Here is a 16322-nt window from a genome sequence, read left to right on the forward strand (position 1 = left end):
GCGGGCCTCTCGTGTTTGTGTGGGCGCATGACGACTCAGACGGTCGAGTACATCCGGTACCGCATCCCTGCGGACAGGTCGGCGGAGTTCCTGTCCGCCTACACCAAGGCCGCCGCCCTGCTGGCCGCGGCACCGCAGTGCGTGGACTTCGAACTCGCGCGTTGCGAGGACGACTTCGAGCACTACGTCCTGCGCATCACCTGGACATCGACCGAGGACCACCTGGAGGGCTTCCGCGAGTCGGAGCTGTTCCCCGACTTCCTCGCCGAGATCCAGCCGTACATCCCCTTCATAGACGAGATGCGGCACTACAAGCCCACCACCGTCCGCGGCACGGGTTCCGCCGTGCCCACGCTCTACGAGTGGGCGGGCGGCGCGGAGGCCTTCGCCCGGCTGACCTCGGTCTTCTACGAGAAGGTCCTGGCGGACGAGGTCCTCGCCCCCGTCTTCGCGGGGCTGGACCCCGAACACGCCGAGCATGTCGCGCTCTGGCTCGCCGAGGTGTTCGGCGGGCCGCCCGCCTACTCCGAGACGCAGGGCGGGCACGGCCACATGGTCGCCAAGCACATGGGGCGGGGGATCACCGAGCCGCAGCGCCGACGCTGGGTGAACCTGATCCAGGACGCGGCGGACGAGGCGGGGCTGCCGGCGGACGCCGAGTTCCGTTCGGCGTTCCTCGCGTATGTGGAGTGGGGCACACGGCTGGCCGTGTACTTCTCGAGCCCGGACGCGAAGCCGCCGGCCGAACAGCCGGTGCCCAGGTGGAACTGGGGGGCCGCGCCGCCGTATCAGGGCTGACGGCAGGCATCTTCCTCTGATGAGCGCGGACAGTGGTCGGGTCGGGCGGTGGTGGAGCGGCACGTGGAACTATCATCACTCCTTCGACTGACAGCGCTTACTTCAACGGGCCGAGGATCAGACACCGTTGGGCGGATCCCCGATCCGAAGTGGCGGAAAGGAACACCACGGTGTCCGACGAAGGACGGCTGATCGCCGATCGGTACTGCGTTCTCGACCGCATCGGCCGAGGCGGTATGGGCACCGTCTGGCGCGCCCACGACACCCTCCTCGGCCGCCAGGTCGCCGTGAAGAAGCTCCACCCCCAGCCCCACCTCTCCGCGGACGAGCTCGCCACCCTCTTCGAGCGCACCCGCCGAGAGGCCCGCAGCGCCGCCCGGATCAGCCACCCCAATGTCGTCGTCGTCCACGACGTGGTGGACGACGAGGGCCTGCTCGCCATCGTCATGGAGTACGTGCCGTCCACCACCCTCGCCGACCTGATCGAAGCGCACGGCCCGGTCCCGCCCGCAGAGGCCGCCAGGATCGGCCTCGGCGTGCTCGCCGCGCTGCGGGCGGCGCACCGGGCCGGGGTCCTGCACCGGGACGTGAAACCCGCCAACGTGCTGCTCGCCGAGGACGACCGGGTGGTCCTGACCGACTTCGGTATCGCCCAGGCCTCCGACACCTCGACTCTCACCGTCACCGGCCAGCTGGTGGGGTCGGTCGACTTCATCGCACCCGAGCGCCTCGCCGGCGGCAGACAGGGCCCGGAGTCCGACCTATGGGCGCTGGGCGCCACGCTCTTCCAGGCGGTGGAAGGCCGGTCCCCGTTCCGTCGGGACACGGTGACGGAGACCATGTACGCCATCGCCATGGGGCCGATGCCGGAGATCCGACGGGCCGGGCCACTCACCCCGGTGATCCAGGGGCTGCTCGCCAACAGGCCCGACGAGCGGCCGTCGGCCGAGGAGGCCGAGCGCCTGCTGCGGACGGCAGCCGCCGAAGGACACTCCTCCGGCGCCGCGCCTGCCGCGCCTGCTGTGTCTGATGTGCGTGCGGAGTCTGGCCTGCCTGGTGTGCGTGCGGTGCCCGCGGAGCCTGCGGTGCCTGGCGTGCCTGCGGAACCCGCGGTGCCCGGCGCGCTCGTGGAGTCCGCCGTGCCCGGTGGGATCGCGGTTCCCGGCGGCACCCCGGAAGCGCGGGAACCGACGCCGACGCCGGATCACGGAAATCGTGAGGCATCCGCTGCCGGGGCGCCCCCGGACCGCCCGCCGACCACCTCAGCCGGCCGGCGGGCGCGGCCGCGCCCGGGCCGGTGGATGAAGAAGCCGGTCGTGCTCGGAACGGCAGCCGCCGCGGTGGTACTGATCGCGGTCCCGCTGCTGGTCACGTTGACGCCGGACAAGGGCAGTACCAGCACTGCGGCATCGGACCGCACGCCCGTGGCCGACGACAGAACCGTCCCGGGGATCCCGGGCACGTCCACATCCCCGACGCCCTCGCCCGTCTCCTCCCTGTCGGGCTCCCCGAGTTCCGCCGCCACGCCGCGGGCCCCGGCCTCCTCGCCGTCGCCGTCCGAGCTCGCGGCAGAAGACACCGAGGCGAGTCCCGGATCCGAGGACACACCGACGAAGAGCGGATCCGGCTCGCCGGCCGCCACGACCGGCCGTGCCCTGGTCGTCGCCGCCTCCCAGAAGTGCCTGAGCAGGGGTGACGGGACCGAGGGGATACAGCTGTTCCAGGACACGTGCGACGGCTCGGCCGCGCAGCAATGGCAGCTCGGATCCGGGACCGTCCGGTCATCGGGGAAGTGCATGACCGTGGCTGGGGGAGCGACCGCCGACCGCACCGCGATCCAACTGGCCGGCTGCGACGGCGGGGGCAGCCAGCGGTTCCGCCTCGACGGTACGGAACTGGTGGCCGAGCAGTCGCAGAAGTGCGTCGACATTTTCGGGGGCGCGTCCGGAACGGATGCGGTCCTTTGGGAGTGCAACGGGCGGGACAACCAGATCTGGACGCTCGGCTGACCGCAGCACCCTGAGACATCCCTGAGACGTCCCTGAGACATCACGGAGTGCTGAAACGTCAGGGCGCCGGCGTCGAAGTCCCCGTACCCGTACCCGCCCGCGTCGCGTCCGTGCCCCAGCTCGCCAGCAGGCGCAGGGCCTCGGCCGACGGGGAGCCCGGTTCGGCGTGGTAGGTGATCAGTGACTGCTCCTGGTCGTCGATCAGCCGGAACGTCTCGAAGGAGAGCTCCAGGCCGCCGACGAGCGGGTGCTGCATCCGCTTGACGCCGTGGCTCTTCTCCTTGACGTCGTGGGTGGCCCACAGCCGCCTGAACTCCTCGCTCTTCACGGAGAGTTCGCCCACCAGCGCGGACAGCCGGGGGTCGTCCGGGTGGCAGCCCGCGTCCATGCGCAGATAGCTGACGATGTCGGTCGCCTTCTGCTCCCACTCGACGAACAGCTCGCGGTACTCCGGCGTGAGGAACACCATCCGCGCCCAGTTCCGCTCCTGCGGCGGCAGCTGCGCCCAGTCGCCGAAGACCGCCGCGGCCATCCGGTTCCAGACGAGGATGTCGGAGCGCCGGCCCACGACGTACGCGGGAGTGCCGTCCATCGTGTCCAGCAGCTGCCGCAGCGCGCTCCGCACCTGCTGCTGGGTGGGGGCGGCCTGCTTCTTCTTGTGCTGCTTGGGCTTCGCCAGATGCGTGAGGTGGGCGTGCTCGGCGTCGGTCAGCCGCAGCGCGCGGGCGATGGCGTCGAGGACCTCCGCCGACACGTTCCGCCCGTTGCCCTGCTCCAGGCGTGTGTAGTACGCCACGGACACCCCGGCCAGCTGGGCCAGCTCCTCCCGGCGCAGCCCCGGCACCCGGCGGTGCCGCCCGAAGTCCGGCAGCCCCACGTCCTCGGGCTTCAGCCGGGCCCGCCGGGTGCGCAGGAACTCGCTGAGCTCGGCGCGCCGGTCCAGGGACCCGCCGGCCTCGGCGGAGGGGTCCTGTGCGGGTTCGGGCTGTTCGTCCATGCGTCCAGTATTCACGGTCGTACGCACACCATCCTGACCCCGCCAGTGGTAGGACCGGCAAACGTATGCCGAGCCGGGCCCTGGGTGAATGCCGGTGCGTGAGGCAGGCTGATCTCCGTGCCCGGCCGGAAGGCAGCCGGGCGCGACACCATCGCTAGGAGAACCCCCGGCATGACCACTGTTGCTGCATACGCCGCACCCGCCCCCAAGGCTCCCCTCGAGCGCACCACCATCGAGCGCCGCGCGGTCCGTGAGTTCGATGTGCTGATCGACATCAAGTTCGCCGGCATCTGCCACTCCGACATCCACCAGGCCCGTGAGGGCTGGGGCGAGGCGATCTTCCCGATGGTCCCGGGGCACGAGATCGCGGGCATAGTCTCCGAGGTCGGGTCGGGTGTCACCAAGTTCAAGGTCGGCGACCGCGTGGGCGTCGGCTGCCTGGTCGACTCCTGCCGCGAGTGCGACAACTGCAAGGCCGGCCTGGAGCAGCACTGCACCGGCGGCTCGGTCGGCACGTACAACGCCATCGGCAAGGACGGCGAACCCACTTACGGCGGCTACTCCACGCACGTCGTCGTCGACGAGAACTTCACCGTCCGCATCCCCGACGGACTGGCTCTGGACGTCGCCGCGCCGCTGCTGTGCGCGGGCATCACCACGTACTCGCCGCTCAAGCAGTGGGGCGCGGGGCCCGGCAAGAAGGTCGCCATCGTCGGCCTGGGCGGTCTCGGTCACATGGGCGTCAAGATCGCGCACGCGCTCGGCGCCGAGGTCACGGTCCTCTCACAGTCCCTGCGCAAGCAGGACGACGGCCTGAAGCTGGGCGCCGACCACTACTACGCGACCAGCGACCCGAAGACGTTCGAGGAGCTGGCCGGCTCCTTCGACCTCATCGTCTCCACGGTGTCGGCCCCGCTGGACTTCGGTGCCTACCTCAGCCTGCTGAAGACGGGCGGCGCCCTGGTGAACGTGGGCGCGCCGGAGGAGCCCGTCGCCCTGAACCTGTTCTCCCTCATCGGCGGCAACAAGATCCTCGCCGGTTCGATGATCGGCGGGATCGCCGAGACCCAGGAGATGCTGGACTTCTGCGCCGAGCACGGCATCGGCTCGGAGATCGAGCTGATCGGTGCGTCCGAGATCAACGAGGCGTACGAGCGGGTCATCAGCAGCGATGTGCGGTACCGGTTCGTGATCGACACGGCGACGATCTGATCTACCCCGTGAAGGGCCTCGGGCGTTGTCCCGAGGCCCTTCATCGTGTCGCCGTACGACGCCCCAGCAGCCACAGCAGATACGGCCCGCCGACCAGGGACGTGAGCGCGCCCACCGGGATCTCCAGCGGGGGCAGCAGGGTACGGGCCGCCAGGTCGGCGGCGACCAGGACGAACGCGCCCGTCAACGCCGAGCAGATCAGCGGCAGTTGAGGCGTCCGGGTGATCCGGCGGGCCAGCTGGGGTGCGGTCAGGGCGACGAACCCGATCGGTCCCGCGGCGCCGGTCGCCGTGGCGGCGAGGACGACGCCCAGCACGGTGAGGCCGAGCCGGGCCCGGTCCACCCGTACGCCGAGCGCGGCCGCCGTGTCCGGGTCCAACCCCAGCGGCCGTACGGCCCGGCTCGCCCACACCAGCGCGGGCAGACACAGCAGCATGACGGTGGCCAGGGGCCCCGCCTGCTCCCAGCCCCGCCCGTTGAGGCTGCCGGTCAGCCACAGCTTGACCTGCTCGGCGGCCTCCAGCTCGCTGTCGGTGAGATACAGCTGGACGACGGCCGACAACGCGACCCCGATCCCCACACCGGTGAGCACGAACCGACTCGGCTGCATACCGCGCCGCCACGCCAGCACGTACACCAGCGCGGCGGCGCCGAGCCCGCCCGCGACGGAAACGGCGGGCATCGCACCGGGCGAACCGACGGTCCCGGTCGCCAGGGCGAGCACGGTCGCTGCGGCGGCGCCGTGCCCGACACCGATCACGTCCGGGCTGGCGAGCGGATTCCGCGTGACGGTCTGCACCAACGCCCCCGACACCCCGAGCGCCGCCCCCACGAGCGCCCCCAGCACGATCCGCGGCACCCGCAACTCCCCGACGACCAGGTCGTACGGCCCGGCCCCGGTGCGCAGGGTGCGCCAGACCTCGACGGGCGAGACATACGTCTGCCCCAGACAGACCGCGGCGAGCATGACAGCCGCGAGGAGGACGAGCAGGGTTACGGCGGCCGCGGCGGAACGGCGGTGGAGGAGGAGGGAGATGCGGGGGTGGGGCCGCAGGACCGCCACCCCGGGGGCGGTGGAGCCCACGTTCGCGGGGGCGGCCACCCCGGCGGTCCCGCGGCCACCCCTGCCCGCCGCCCCAGGGCCGACTGACTCCGCCCTCGCGGGGGTGACGGGCTCGGCGGTCCCGTGGGCGGTCGACTCCGCTATCCCGTGGGCGGCTGACCCGGCCATCCCGCCGGTGGCCGACTCCGCCATCCCGTCGGCGTCTGACCCCGTCATGCCGCGGGCAGTCGTGCCGCTGGGGCGGCACGGGTGGGCGCGGGCGGCGCCCCGTAGGCGCCGGGCTGCGCGATCCACCCCCGCCCAGCACCACCGCCCGGCCCCCCTCACGCGACGGCTCCCTTACGCCGTACCAGCACCACCAGCACCGGCACCCCCACCAACGCGGTCATCACCCCGGCCGGCACCTCCGCAGGAGCCCGCACCACCCGCCCCGCCACATCCGCGCCCAGCAACAACGCCGCGCCCAGCAGGGCGGAGAGCGGCAGTACAGCGCGATGCCCCCCGGAGACCAGCCGCCGCGCCAGATGCGGCACCGCGAGTCCCACGAAGGCGATCGGCCCGGCCGCGGCGACCGCGGCGGCCGTCAGCAGGGTCGCCCCCAGCGCCGCCACCCCCCGCACCAGCTGAACCCGATGCCCCAGCGCCCGCGCCGTCTCGTCGCCCAGGGCCAGCGCGTCCAGCCCTCGCGCACACGCCAGCACCAGCACCGCACCACCCGCCAGGAACGGCAGCATGCGGACGACCGTGTCGGCATCCCGCCCGCTCAGCGCGCCCACCTGCCAGAACCGGAACTGGTCGAGCGTGGCGGAGCTGGAGGTGAGGACGACGGTCGTGGCCCCGGCGGTCATCGCGGAGAGCGCCGTCCCCGCCAGCGCCAGCTTGACCGGCGACGCCCCCTCCCGGCCCCGCGCCGCGATTCCGTACACCAGACACGCGGCGACGACGGCACCGGCGAAGGCGTACCAGACGTACCCGCCGAAGCCGTTCGCCAGCCCGAACCCGATGGCGAGGACGACCCCGGCCGCGGCGCCCTGGCTCAGCCCGAGGATGCCGGGATCGGCGAGCGGATTGCGGGTGACGGCCTGGAGCGCCGCGCCCGCGACGCCGAGCGCGGCACCGGCCGTCAGCCCGACCTCGGTGCGCGGCACCCGCAGCGACCGTACGACCATGGCGTCCGGTGAACCCCCGCCGTGCAGCAGGGCGTCGAACACGGCCGACAGCGGCACCGCGCGGGTGCCGACGGCGAGGCTGAGCAGGCCGACGGCGGCCACCGCGAGGACGGCCGCCGGCCAGGCCAGGCGTTTCGGGCTCACGTGCCGATGTGCTCGGCGAGCTGTCGTATCACCAGACGCGCGGCGCTCGGACCGGCGTTGAGGTACCAGGGGTCGTCGTCGACCTTCACGGCCTGCCCCGCCTCGACCGCCTTCATCGACTTCCACAGCGGCCCGGCGACCACTCCCCCAGAGGGGGGACCCCCAGCGGCGTCGGTCTCGGACGCGTCGCCCTGGACGGAGTAGAAGATCCAGTCACCGTCGGCGGTGTCGATGCTCTCCGGGCCGATGTCCTCGGAAATCGCGGTGAACTGCTGCGACTTGGGGCGCGACAGCCCCATGTCGACGGCGATGGACCCGGTGAAGGAGGAGACGCCGAACATGCGGGTGCGGTCCGGCGTGAACCGGACCATGGAAACGGTGGGGTCGCCGAGGTCCGCACCCTGCTCGGCGGCGTCGGCGGTGATGTCGTCCAGCATCTTCTGGGCCGCCTCGCCCTTGCCGACGGCCTCGCCGACGAGGAGCAGGTCGCGCTTCCAGTTGATGCCGTTGCCCGCGGTGATCACGGTGGGCGCGATCTTCGACAGCTTCGGGTAGAGGTCGCCGAGCGAGTCGTTGGCGAGGATCAGATCCGGCTCGGCCACGGCGAGGGACTCCAGGTTGGGTGCCTGCCGGGTGCCCGCGTCGGTCATGCCGGCGAGCTGCGACGTGTACGCCGGGAAGGCGTCCGCGAGGTAGTCGGGCACGAGGCCGGCGTTGTCGGCGCGGGTGCCGGCCGTCGGGACGATCCCGAGGGACAGCAGGTCGTCGAGCTGCCCCGTGCTCAGCACGGCTATCTTCTGCGGCTCGGCCTTCAGGGTCGTCTTCCCCTGGAAGTGGGTCACGGTCCGCGGGAACGTCCCGTCGGTGTCCGTGTCGGCGCCCATGCCGTCGGCGAGCGCGCTCGGCGCGGCGGAGGGCCCTTCGGTGGCCCCCTCCGAGGTGCCCATCACGGGGTTCCGCGCCGCGTCCGCCTTCTCCGCGCTCCCGTCGCCCCCGTCCGAGGACGAGCAGCCGACGAGCAGCCCTCCGACAACGGTCGCGGCCAGAACGGCCTTCACTGCTACTGCGCGCACGACGCCTCCGACGTGGTGTGGTTGGCCCACCGATGTACTGGCACCGTTGCGCTGATTGAGCGATGAACCGGTTTGCTAAGGCAAGGCTTACCTTAACCGGTCGCGGAGTATGGTCGGTAACGAGGAGGCCCGTTCCCCGTACGACGGAGGAGGCCCGCACGATGACCGTCCAGCTGAACCACACCATCGTCGCCGCACACGACAAGCACGCCTCGGCCCGTTTCCTCGCCGACATCCTGGGACTTGAGGTCGGCCCGCCCTACGGCCCCTTCATCCCCGTCGGGATCCCGAACGGCGTGACCCTCGACTACCTGGACACCCCCGGCCCGATCACCCCGCAGCACTACGCGTTCCTCGTCTCCGAGGACGACTTCGACACGATCTTCGCGCGCGTCCGGGACGCCGGTCTCACGTACTGGGCAGACCCCTTCCACCGCAAGGTCGGGGAGATCAACCACAACGACGGCGGCCGGGGCGCGTACTTCGACGACCCGAACGGGCACAACCTGGAAATCCTCACACGACCGTACGGCAGCGGCAGTTGACGCTTCCTGCCCTCGCCCGCCGGCCGCGGTGGCCCGCACGGCCGGCGGAGGGAGGGGAACCGCCCAGCCGCTACGGCAGCTTGACGAAGGGTGACAGGAACGCCCGGGCTCCGGGGGTGTCGAGGCGGTACGTCACGTTGGTGGCGTAGCACGGTGTGTCGCCGGTGATGGTGGTCGCGGCGAGGATGGTCTTCCCGCCGACGACCGCGAAGTTGGGGCCGCCCGAATCGCCGTAGCAGGCACCGCCGTTGCCTTGGGGCGCGGTCATGGCCAGCCGTATCCACGCGTTGTTGAGGGCGTCGAAGGTCACGGGTGCCTTCATGCGGACGCCACCGCCGGGGTGGGTCTGGCCGCCCGGTCCGTTGACGGCTTCCTGGGTGCCGTACCCCGCCACGAACCAGTCGACGGCGTTGAGCCCTTGAGGACCGAGCGCGCCGAACTGGTCGGCGGTCGGGAGGGTCGCCGGGGTGTACGCCCAGCGCGCCTTCATCTGTCGGTCGGGCAGCTCGACCACCGCGATGTCGTGCGTGTCGGAGGCGGGGCCGGGATAGGCGGGGTCGGAGTGGGCGACGCCCTGGACGCCTACGGCGCCGGCCTGCGCGGCCGGATCACCGGGGAACTTCGTGGCGGCGGCGTCGAGTCCGGCCTGCACGTCCTGGTCCAGGGACACGTAGAACCTCACGTTGGCCGGCCAGTCCGTGGTGCAGTGGGCGGCCGTCAGGAACGTGTTCCCGTCGATCATGGTGCCGGAGCAGACCCAGTCGACGCGGTCCGGGGTGGCAGGGTTCGCGTCGTTGTCCCAGGTGGCGATGAGGGCGCCGACCTCGGTGCGCTCCGGCGCGGGGGTCGCGTTGTAGGAGTTGATCGCGGACGAGGGCAGCGCGGTCGCGAGCACGGCGGCGCAGGCGGCCGCGGTGACGGCGGTGATGCGGGCCAGGGTGGTGGTGCGGGCCATGGTGGTGGCACGTCTGTCGGTCAAGAGAAGACCCTTCGACTGGGTGGGACGGGTGTTCTCCTGTGGGGGGCGAGCAGCGACAGTGAAGCGCCTGGAGCCGATCACGGCAAGAGGGCAACTGGAGCTGTATGAGCAACCGGAGCTACTTGCAACCGGAGCTACTTGAGCAACCGGAGCTACTTGAGCGACTGGAGTGTCTGGATCAGGCACGCAGACCCTTGAGGCCGTCGTACGCGGACATGACGATCTCCAACCCGCGCTGGTCCTCCGCCGGTTCGCGCATCTGGTTCGTCACGTACGCCACCGCCATGCGCGCCTCGGGTTCGATCATCACCAGTGAGCCACCCCAGCCGCCCCACCCGAACGTACTGCCGAACAGCCCGTAGCCCAGGCCGTAGCGCACCGGCATGCCCAGGATCCGGTCCTCGCCGCTGAACTGCTCCGCCCACGCCCGGTCACAGCCGCCCTGCGACAGCAACCGCACCCCGCGCACCGCTCCTCCGCACGCCAGCACCGACTGCGCGAGGGCGACCGAGCGGGCATTGCCGAATCCGCTCGCCGCGGGGATCTGCGCACGGCGCCACGCCACACTGTTCCCGTCGCGGACCCGGATCGCGGTCCCGGCGGACGCGTTCGCGTCGCTCCGGGCCGCGCTCGCGGTGTAGTCCTCGTCCCGGGACGGTGGTGGGACCGCGAGCGCCACGCGGTGGTCGTGCTCGGCGGACAGCCCGATGTGGAAGTCCGCGCCCAGCGGCCCGGCCACCTCCTCGGCGAAGTACTCGCCCACGCTCCGGCCGGTGATCCGGCGTACGACCTCGCCCACGAGGAAGCCCTGGGTGACCGAGTGGTACCCGGCCGCGCTGCCCGGCTCCCACTGCGGTGCCTGCCCGGCCAGCCGCGCCGTGGCGGACGGCCAGTCGTAGAGCTCGTCGACCGGCCCGTCCCAGTCGGGCAGGCCCGCGGTGTGCGCGAGCAGATGCCGCACCAGCACCCCGTCCTTGCCCGCCGCCGCGAACTCCGGCCAGTACCGGGCGACCGGCGCCTCCAGGTCGAGCTCCCGACGGTCGGCCAGGACCAGCGCGCACAACGCCGTCATCGTCTTCGTCACGGACCAGACATTGACGATCGTGTCCCGCCCCCACGGAACCGTACGACCCGCGTCGACGAACCCACCCCATACGTCCACCACCGGCTCACCGTCCACGAAGACCGCCACCGAGGCGCCCACGTCCCCCTCGTCCAGCAGCGCGGCCAGCGCACTGGGCACGGCGGTGAACAGGTCGTCGTACGAGCCCTGAATGTCAGCCATGCGTGGCATTAGCCCGCATCCGACGACGAGAGGCAACCGAATTCCCGGCCGGGCCCGCCTGCCTGCCGACAACCGGGAATGCGCGTCAGCCGCACAGGGCCGTGGCCACGCCCCTGTGGGTTTCAGCCGTCGGCCTTGGTCATGCCGATCGGTTGGTTGTTCGCTTCAGGCCCGCCCATGTCGAGACGGAACGGCGGGTACTCATCGGTCATCAGGGCGGCATAGGCAGTCACCCGCGCGACCCAGCGGGCCAGGCCGAGCAGGAAGTCGAAAAGGCGCACCGGGTAACGGGCGGTAGCCGCCAAAATGATCACGGCGACCAGGGAGAGGAAGGGAATCAGGCCCCCGCCACGCCAGCCATCCCCTTCTCCCCAACCCCAGCCGCCGACGAACATTCCGACGACGATGTACTGCGGGATCGCCAACAGCCACCACTTCACCAACACCAGGCCGCGGGAGAGACGCTCGGGATAGGTGATGTCGAAATGTGCGGGATAGTCGGGTACATCCGCGAGGGTGAACGGCGGATATCGGTCTGTGCCGAGCGCAGTATGGGCGTAATAGCTGACGCGCCAGTTCCAGCGCAGTACGCCGACATTGAAGTCGAAGAGAGGCCGGGGGTATCGCCCGGTGACGAGGATGGCGAAAAACGCGACGATGGTGACGAGGACGAACGCGATCCACAGGAAGAACAGCACGATGTAGTGCGGCACGGCGAGGAGCCACTTCACCAGCCACAGCCATCTGGACAGCCGCGGATCGAGCGACGCCTCGATACGCACAGGCGACACGGTGACAGGAATCATGCGGCCCAACTCCTCTTCCAGAGTCGCCACCCGGCGGTCACTCGTCCGTGTCCTCGCCCCACGGGCAGACCACCTGGTGACTGCCTGATCACGCATTCAGGCTCGCACGCACAGGGGATGGCTGCGACTCGGGTGAATGGTGGTGCGGGGGCGATGGGCGGGAACGACGGCCGACGTCCCACCGTGGCGGCGACGTGAGGGGTCGGCGGCCTAGCCGGCATGGGAGTGGGCAGGTCGGTGTGCTTCTCGCCGTGCCGGTGGTCGGCGACGGCAGGGCCGGTCGGACGGGTACGGAATCGCGTGGAACCCTCGCGCGTTGAGGAGGTGGGCGCGGGATGCCGGTGGTGTGTGAGCCGAGTGGCCCGAGTGACCGAGCTGACAGATATGGGAGGACCGCAATGGCTGCGCAGACGCAGAGGGCCGTGCTGGCGGGCGGATGTTTCTGGGGGATGGAGGAGCTGATCCGCCGGCTTCCGGGCGTGACGGCGACCCGGGTGGGATACACCGGGGGTGACGTGCCGAACGCGACGTACCGTAACCACGGCACGCACGCGGAGGCCATCGAGATCCTCTTCGACCCTGCGAAGACCGACTTCCGCGCGATCCTGGAGTTCTTCTTCCAGATCCACGACCCGAGCACCAAGAACCGCCAGGGCAACGACATCGGCCTCAGCTACCGCTCGGCGATCTACTACGTGGACGACGAGCAGAAGCGGATCGCCGAGGACACGATCGCGGATGTGGACGCCTCTGGCCTGTGGCCGGGCAAGGTCGTCACCGAGGTGGAGCCGGTGGGCCCCTTCTGGGAGGCCGAGCCCGAGCACCAGGACTACCTGCAGCGTTACCCGAACGGCTACACCTGCCACTTCCCTCGCCCGGGATGGCGGCTGCCCGCCCGCACCGAGGGCTGACCAAGAGGCGGCCCGGCGGACGGCGAAGGCTGACTGACGCAGGCTCCACAAGCCGGGCCGCGCAGGTCTCTGCGGGTCCGGCGGTGGAGAGATCCGTCACCGTGCGTCGCGTAGCTGAAGAAGATAGGCCGCAGTCAGCGCAACCGCACGGTCCCTGTCCTGCGACAGCTCCACGAGGGCACCCGAAGCCGTCCTCCCCGGGATGTCCGCCAGCGCCTGGGTCAGCCGTACGCGTGCGGGCGCGTCGGTGGTGTCGTCAGCGAGGCGCTCGACGAGCCTGGTGGCGATCTGATCCGCCGTGGCGGTGTCGCTCGCCAGCATGCTCAGCGCATCGGCCGCATCGGTGTCGTTCCGTCCCGCCACGATCATGTCGACGAGTGCCGGGACCGCATCGGCGCCTCCACGCGCCCCGAGGGCCAGAGCCGCATGGCCGCGGACCACGGCGTCCGGGTTCGCGAGGGCGTTTCGCAGCCGGGCGGTGGCCTCATCACCGGGCATCTCCGCGAGGGACCGAACGGCACGCTCCCGCACCGCGGCCACCGGAGAGCCGAGGCCCTCCGCCAGCAGGGCCGTGCCGCCGTCGCCCGATCGCGCCAGCGCCCACCGCAGGGCTCCGGCGACGTTCGGCTCCGACTCCCTCAGTACCGCCTCGACCAGGGCCTCCACCGGCACCGGAACCTCGTCGACCGAGGAAAGGGCCGCCCGCTGGCGCGCGGCAGCGCTCTTCGACCCCAGTGCCTGGAGGAAGGCGACGGCCTGGAGGACGTCCTCCCAGCCGGCGGGTTCCGCGGCATCGATCCGGCGGAGCCGCGTGAGCAGCTCCGTCTCGGCCGCGATGCGTTCGCGCGTCTGACGGATGAGGTCGTCGACGAGCGCCGAGGGCCTGAAGCCGGGATCGTCGAGCGCGCGTCCGATCTCGCGCAGCGACAGTCCCAGCGACCTCAGGCTCTCGATGTGGAAGATCCGCCGGATGTCCTCGCCGGAGTACTTCCGATAGCCGGAGCCCGTACGACCCGAAGGCCGCATCAGGCCGAGCGACTCGTAATGCCTGAGCATGCGGGCGCTGACCCCGGACCGTCGCGCCACCTCACCGATCAGCACTGCCTATCGTGTCCCTCCTGGCCGGAACCGCCGAGGGCCACGACGCGCTTCGCCTCCTCGATGGCGAACTCGAATCCGGCATCCGGGTCGCGCAGCAGCCGTTCCGTGGCGAGCGCGTGCGTGCGCACGCGCCGGTCAGGGGCCGTCGTCGCAGCCCGCAGAGCCGGCAGGGCGACCTCACCCAGCGCGACCATCGCCCGACTGAGACTCAGCTGCGTCTCCCGCTCACCGCGCCCGAGCTGCGTCGCCAGCACCGCGGCCAACCCGGACTTCTCGCCTTCCGGCACGAGCACGACTGCGGTCCGCCAGGCGCTCCGCGCCACTTCGTCGTCGGCGTCGGTCAGGAGCGCCCATGTGATCGCCGGCCACGCCCGCCGGTCCCCGATCTTGGACAGGGTATGCAGCGCCTGGCTCCGTGCCTGCGCACGCTCCGAGCGGACTTCGCGGAGCAATTCCGGGAGCGTCATGGACACCGGGTGGCGGGTGAGTGCCCAGGTCAGCATGTCGCGGACGAAGAACTCGGGTTCGATCGCGCAGCGCTCGACGAGCTTGTCGACAAAGCGCGGGTCCGGCGTCGTGCCGACCGCCAGAGCGGCCCGCAGCCGCACGGACGAACGGCCGTCCTCCAAGCCCTGGAGCGCTCGTGTCGCATCCGCGTCCTGTCTCGTCATGGTCATCGAGACCACCTCCTTGGCAAGCAGTGAAGGCCTTGTCACCGTGTCAAGGTCAACGGCTCACCCGGCGACTTCGCACCTTCGCCGGACTGATCTCACTGGACCAGGTCATGACGAAGCTGTGCCGGCAGAGGCCGAGGCCGGTCTTCCACTCCGCAGCGGCCCGCCGGCGCAGCTTCGCCCGAGTGCATTGTCAGAGACCGGACGGGTGGCTGGAGAGCCAGTCGGTGTGTGCGGCAGGGCGGCGAGGCGGCGGGCGGCACCAAAACAACGTTTTCCGTGCCGCCCCGGCTTCCTGCCGGTGCGTGCCCGCCGTCAGTGCGGCAGCGTCGCCGGGCTCCCCCCGTTCGCCTCGTAGCCCGCCACCGCCAGCGCCCGGTAGACCGCGAACTCCGCGGCCGGGTCGGGGGACAGGGTCCAGGGGAGGGCGCCGACATGGCCGTCGATGTGCAACGAGCTACGAGCTGGCTCATCGCCTCCGCCCAGCGCTCGGCGCGGACCAGGAAGAAGACCAGCAGATGGCGGACGTGCGCCAGCATCGGGTCGTCGGCTCGGGCCGAGTGCACGGCGTGCAGTGCGCCATGTATCGCCTTGGTGACGACCTCGCTCTGGTAGAAGCCGCTGACCAGGTTCACCTCGGGGAGGTGCTCGAAGACCGCGAACAGGGGCATGGCCGCCAGGAGGGAGCCCCGGGGGGCCCGCGCCGCCGCCGCCTCCGCGAAGCCGTACGCCTGCTCGCGCGAGCCGTGCCACTTCTCGCACCAGTAGTGCAGGGCGGCCAGATGCGCGCCCATGTGGTTCGGGGCGCGGTCCAGGATCTTCAGCCAGAGCTGCTCGAACTCCGGCTGGGGGTACGCCAGTCCGCGCGCCACCGAGAGCTCGACGATGTACGGGATCGGGTCACCCGGGGCCAGCAGGGCCGCGTCGCCGACCGCCGCCTTCGCCTCCTCCATGATGATCCGGAACTCGTCCGTGCCCGGCGTCGACGTCCGCCACGCCTGCTGGACCAGGAACTCCGCGTGCACCGCCGCGCCGCTCGCGTCCTTGGGTGCCTCGGCCCGCCACACCCGCAGCCACTGGCCGCCCGGCGTCTCGCTCACCCCGCCGGGCCGCTGCCGCAGCTCCAGCGAGGCGGCGCCCGCGAAGGCCTGCACGCGCTGCCAGCGCAGTTCGCCCTCGGCCTCCGTGCCGGCGAGGAGCTGGGCCGCCGCCCGGTGGTCCTGGGTGCGCTGCACGAGATCCAGGACGTCCACCAGGTCCTGGTCGGGACCGGGCATCCGCACGTCCAGCTCCTCCTGCTGTGCGAAGCCGTAGTTCGCCGGGTCCGCGGCGTCCGGGTGGCCCGGCGGGACCTGCCCGATCATGCCGCGCCTGCGCCGCAGGAAGGGGAGCAGCACGAAGCCGAGCAGGACCAGCGCCATCAGGAGCCAGAGAATTTCCATGCCTCAAGGGTTCCAGACGCCGCCGACAATTGGCCAACGAGGTCGGCGCCCTGTGGAAAACTCCCGCCGGCGGCCTGTGGAAAACACCTGCGGCCCCCTCCACGGCCCCTCCGC

General features: G+C 71.3%; 14 protein-coding genes and 1 pseudogene. 5 read left to right on the plus strand and 10 right to left on the minus strand.

Annotated features, from left to right (window positions below; translation table 11 throughout):
* Positions 1–27 precede the first annotated feature (27 nt).
* Together QFZ76_RS32205 and QFZ76_RS32210 are read left to right on the plus strand one after the other, a co-directional pair.
* Positions 28–798, plus strand: coding sequence for a group II truncated hemoglobin (locus tag QFZ76_RS32205; RefSeq protein ID WP_307676981.1), 771 nt, complete (start codon positions 28–30; stop codon positions 796–798).
* Between the two features lie 170 nt (positions 799–968).
* Complete coding sequence (locus QFZ76_RS32210; RefSeq protein WP_307676982.1) at positions 969–2807, plus strand: serine/threonine protein kinase; 1839 nt, start codon at positions 969–971, stop codon at positions 2805–2807.
* Positions 2808–2865: 58 nt separating this feature from the next.
* Here the strand turns inward: QFZ76_RS32210 and QFZ76_RS32215 are convergent, their stop codons facing one another.
* Positions 2866–3804, minus strand: coding sequence for a helix-turn-helix transcriptional regulator (locus QFZ76_RS32215; protein WP_307676983.1), 939 nt, complete (start codon positions 3802–3804; stop codon positions 2866–2868).
* 171 nt (positions 3805–3975) lie between these two features.
* On the opposite strand from QFZ76_RS32215, the gene QFZ76_RS32220 reads away from it, so the two are divergent.
* On the plus strand, positions 3976–5016 hold the full coding sequence (locus QFZ76_RS32220; RefSeq protein WP_307676984.1) for an NAD(P)-dependent alcohol dehydrogenase: 1041 nt from the start codon (positions 3976–3978) through the stop codon (positions 5014–5016).
* A gap of 40 nt (positions 5017–5056) precedes the next feature.
* Here QFZ76_RS32220 and QFZ76_RS32225 read toward each other — a convergent pair whose 3' ends face one another.
* The 3 genes from QFZ76_RS32225 to QFZ76_RS32235 form a co-directional block, all read right to left on the minus strand.
* The gene (locus QFZ76_RS32225) at positions 5057–6295 is read right to left on the minus strand and encodes an iron chelate uptake ABC transporter family permease subunit (RefSeq protein WP_307676985.1); all 1239 of its coding nucleotides are present in this window, start codon (positions 6293–6295) and stop codon (positions 5057–5059) included.
* Between the two features lie 107 nt (positions 6296–6402).
* Entirely contained in the window at positions 6403–7392 is a 990-nt protein-coding gene (locus tag QFZ76_RS32230; protein ID WP_307676986.1) for an iron ABC transporter permease, read from the minus strand.
* Positions 7389–8465 (minus strand): iron-siderophore ABC transporter substrate-binding protein, encoded by a 1077-nt coding sequence (locus QFZ76_RS32235; RefSeq protein WP_307676987.1) that lies wholly within the window; start codon positions 8463–8465, stop codon positions 7389–7391. The genes QFZ76_RS32230 and QFZ76_RS32235 overlap by 4 nt, the downstream gene beginning before the upstream one ends.
* Positions 8466–8626: 161 nt before the next feature.
* On the opposite strand from QFZ76_RS32235, the gene QFZ76_RS32240 reads away from it, so the two are divergent.
* A complete protein-coding gene (locus QFZ76_RS32240) occupies positions 8627–9010 on the plus strand; it encodes a VOC family protein (RefSeq protein WP_307676988.1) in 384 nt (127 codons plus the stop codon).
* 70 nt (positions 9011–9080) lie between these two features.
* On the opposite strand, the gene QFZ76_RS32245 is transcribed toward QFZ76_RS32240, so the two are convergent.
* The 3 genes from QFZ76_RS32245 to QFZ76_RS32255 all read right to left on the minus strand — a co-directional run bounded on the left by QFZ76_RS32245 (position 9081) and on the right by QFZ76_RS32255 (position 12080).
* Positions 9081–9989 (minus strand): trypsin-like serine protease, encoded by a 909-nt coding sequence (locus QFZ76_RS32245; RefSeq protein ID WP_307676989.1) that lies wholly within the window; start codon positions 9987–9989, stop codon positions 9081–9083.
* A gap of 178 nt (positions 9990–10167) precedes the next feature.
* Entirely contained in the window at positions 10168–11274 is a 1107-nt protein-coding gene (locus QFZ76_RS32250) for a serine hydrolase (protein ID WP_307676990.1), read from the minus strand.
* A gap of 122 nt (positions 11275–11396) precedes the next feature.
* The gene (locus tag QFZ76_RS32255; protein WP_307676991.1) at positions 11397–12080 is read right to left on the minus strand and encodes a DUF4389 domain-containing protein; all 684 of its coding nucleotides are present in this window, start codon (positions 12078–12080) and stop codon (positions 11397–11399) included.
* Positions 12081–12478: 398 nt separating this feature from the next.
* On the opposite strand from QFZ76_RS32255, the gene msrA reads away from it, so the two are divergent.
* Positions 12479–12991 carry a peptide-methionine (S)-S-oxide reductase MsrA gene (gene msrA, locus QFZ76_RS32260; RefSeq protein WP_307676992.1) on the plus strand — a complete coding sequence of 171 codons (513 nt, stop codon included), beginning with the start codon at positions 12479–12481 and terminating at the stop codon, positions 12989–12991.
* 96 nt (positions 12992–13087) lie between these two features.
* On the opposite strand, the gene QFZ76_RS32265 is transcribed toward msrA, so the two are convergent.
* The 3 genes and pseudogenes from QFZ76_RS32265 to QFZ76_RS32275 all read right to left on the minus strand — a co-directional run bounded on the left by QFZ76_RS32265 (position 13088) and on the right by QFZ76_RS32275 (position 16208).
* A complete protein-coding gene (locus tag QFZ76_RS32265; RefSeq protein ID WP_307676993.1) occupies positions 13088–14092 on the minus strand; it encodes a MerR family transcriptional regulator in 1005 nt (334 codons plus the stop codon).
* Positions 14086–14769, minus strand: coding sequence for a HEAT repeat domain-containing protein (locus QFZ76_RS32270; protein WP_307676994.1), 684 nt, complete (start codon positions 14767–14769; stop codon positions 14086–14088). The genes QFZ76_RS32265 and QFZ76_RS32270 overlap by 7 nt, the downstream gene beginning before the upstream one ends.
* 312 nt (positions 14770–15081) lie before the next feature.
* Positions 15082–16208, minus strand: a pseudogene (locus QFZ76_RS32275) (hypothetical protein).
* Between the last annotated feature and the right edge of the window lie 114 nt (positions 16209–16322).

The organism is Streptomyces sp. V4I2 (assembly GCF_030817655.1).
GTDB classification, from domain to species: Bacteria; Actinomycetota; Actinomycetes; order Streptomycetales; family Streptomycetaceae; genus Streptomyces; species Streptomyces plumbiresistens.

Bases quoted from the DNA above. Each gene is read 5' to 3' on its own strand.
- QFZ76_RS32255 (WP_307676991.1), bottom strand. From the start codon at position 12,080: ATGATTCCTGTCACCGTGTCGCCTGTGCGTATCGAGGCGTCGCTCGAT.
- QFZ76_RS32215 (WP_307676983.1), bottom strand. From the start codon at position 3,804: ATGGACGAACAGCCCGAACCCGCACAGGACCCCTCCGCCGAGGCCGGC.
- msrA (WP_307676992.1), top strand. From the start codon at position 12,479: ATGGCTGCGCAGACGCAGAGGGCCGTGCTGGCGGGCGGATGTTTCTGG.
- QFZ76_RS32225 (WP_307676985.1), bottom strand. From the start codon at position 6,295: ATGACGGGGTCAGACGCCGACGGGATGGCGGAGTCGGCCACCGGCGGG.
- QFZ76_RS32205 (WP_307676981.1), top strand. From the start codon at position 28: ATGACGACTCAGACGGTCGAGTACATCCGGTACCGCATCCCTGCGGAC.
- QFZ76_RS32250 (WP_307676990.1), bottom strand. From the start codon at position 11,274: ATGGCTGACATTCAGGGCTCGTACGACGACCTGTTCACCGCCGTGCCC.
- QFZ76_RS32270 (WP_307676994.1), bottom strand. From the start codon at position 14,769: ATGACCATGACGAGACAGGACGCGGATGCGACACGAGCGCTCCAGGGC.
- QFZ76_RS32240 (WP_307676988.1), top strand. From the start codon at position 8,627: ATGACCGTCCAGCTGAACCACACCATCGTCGCCGCACACGACAAGCAC.
- QFZ76_RS32220 (WP_307676984.1), top strand. From the start codon at position 3,976: ATGACCACTGTTGCTGCATACGCCGCACCCGCCCCCAAGGCTCCCCTC.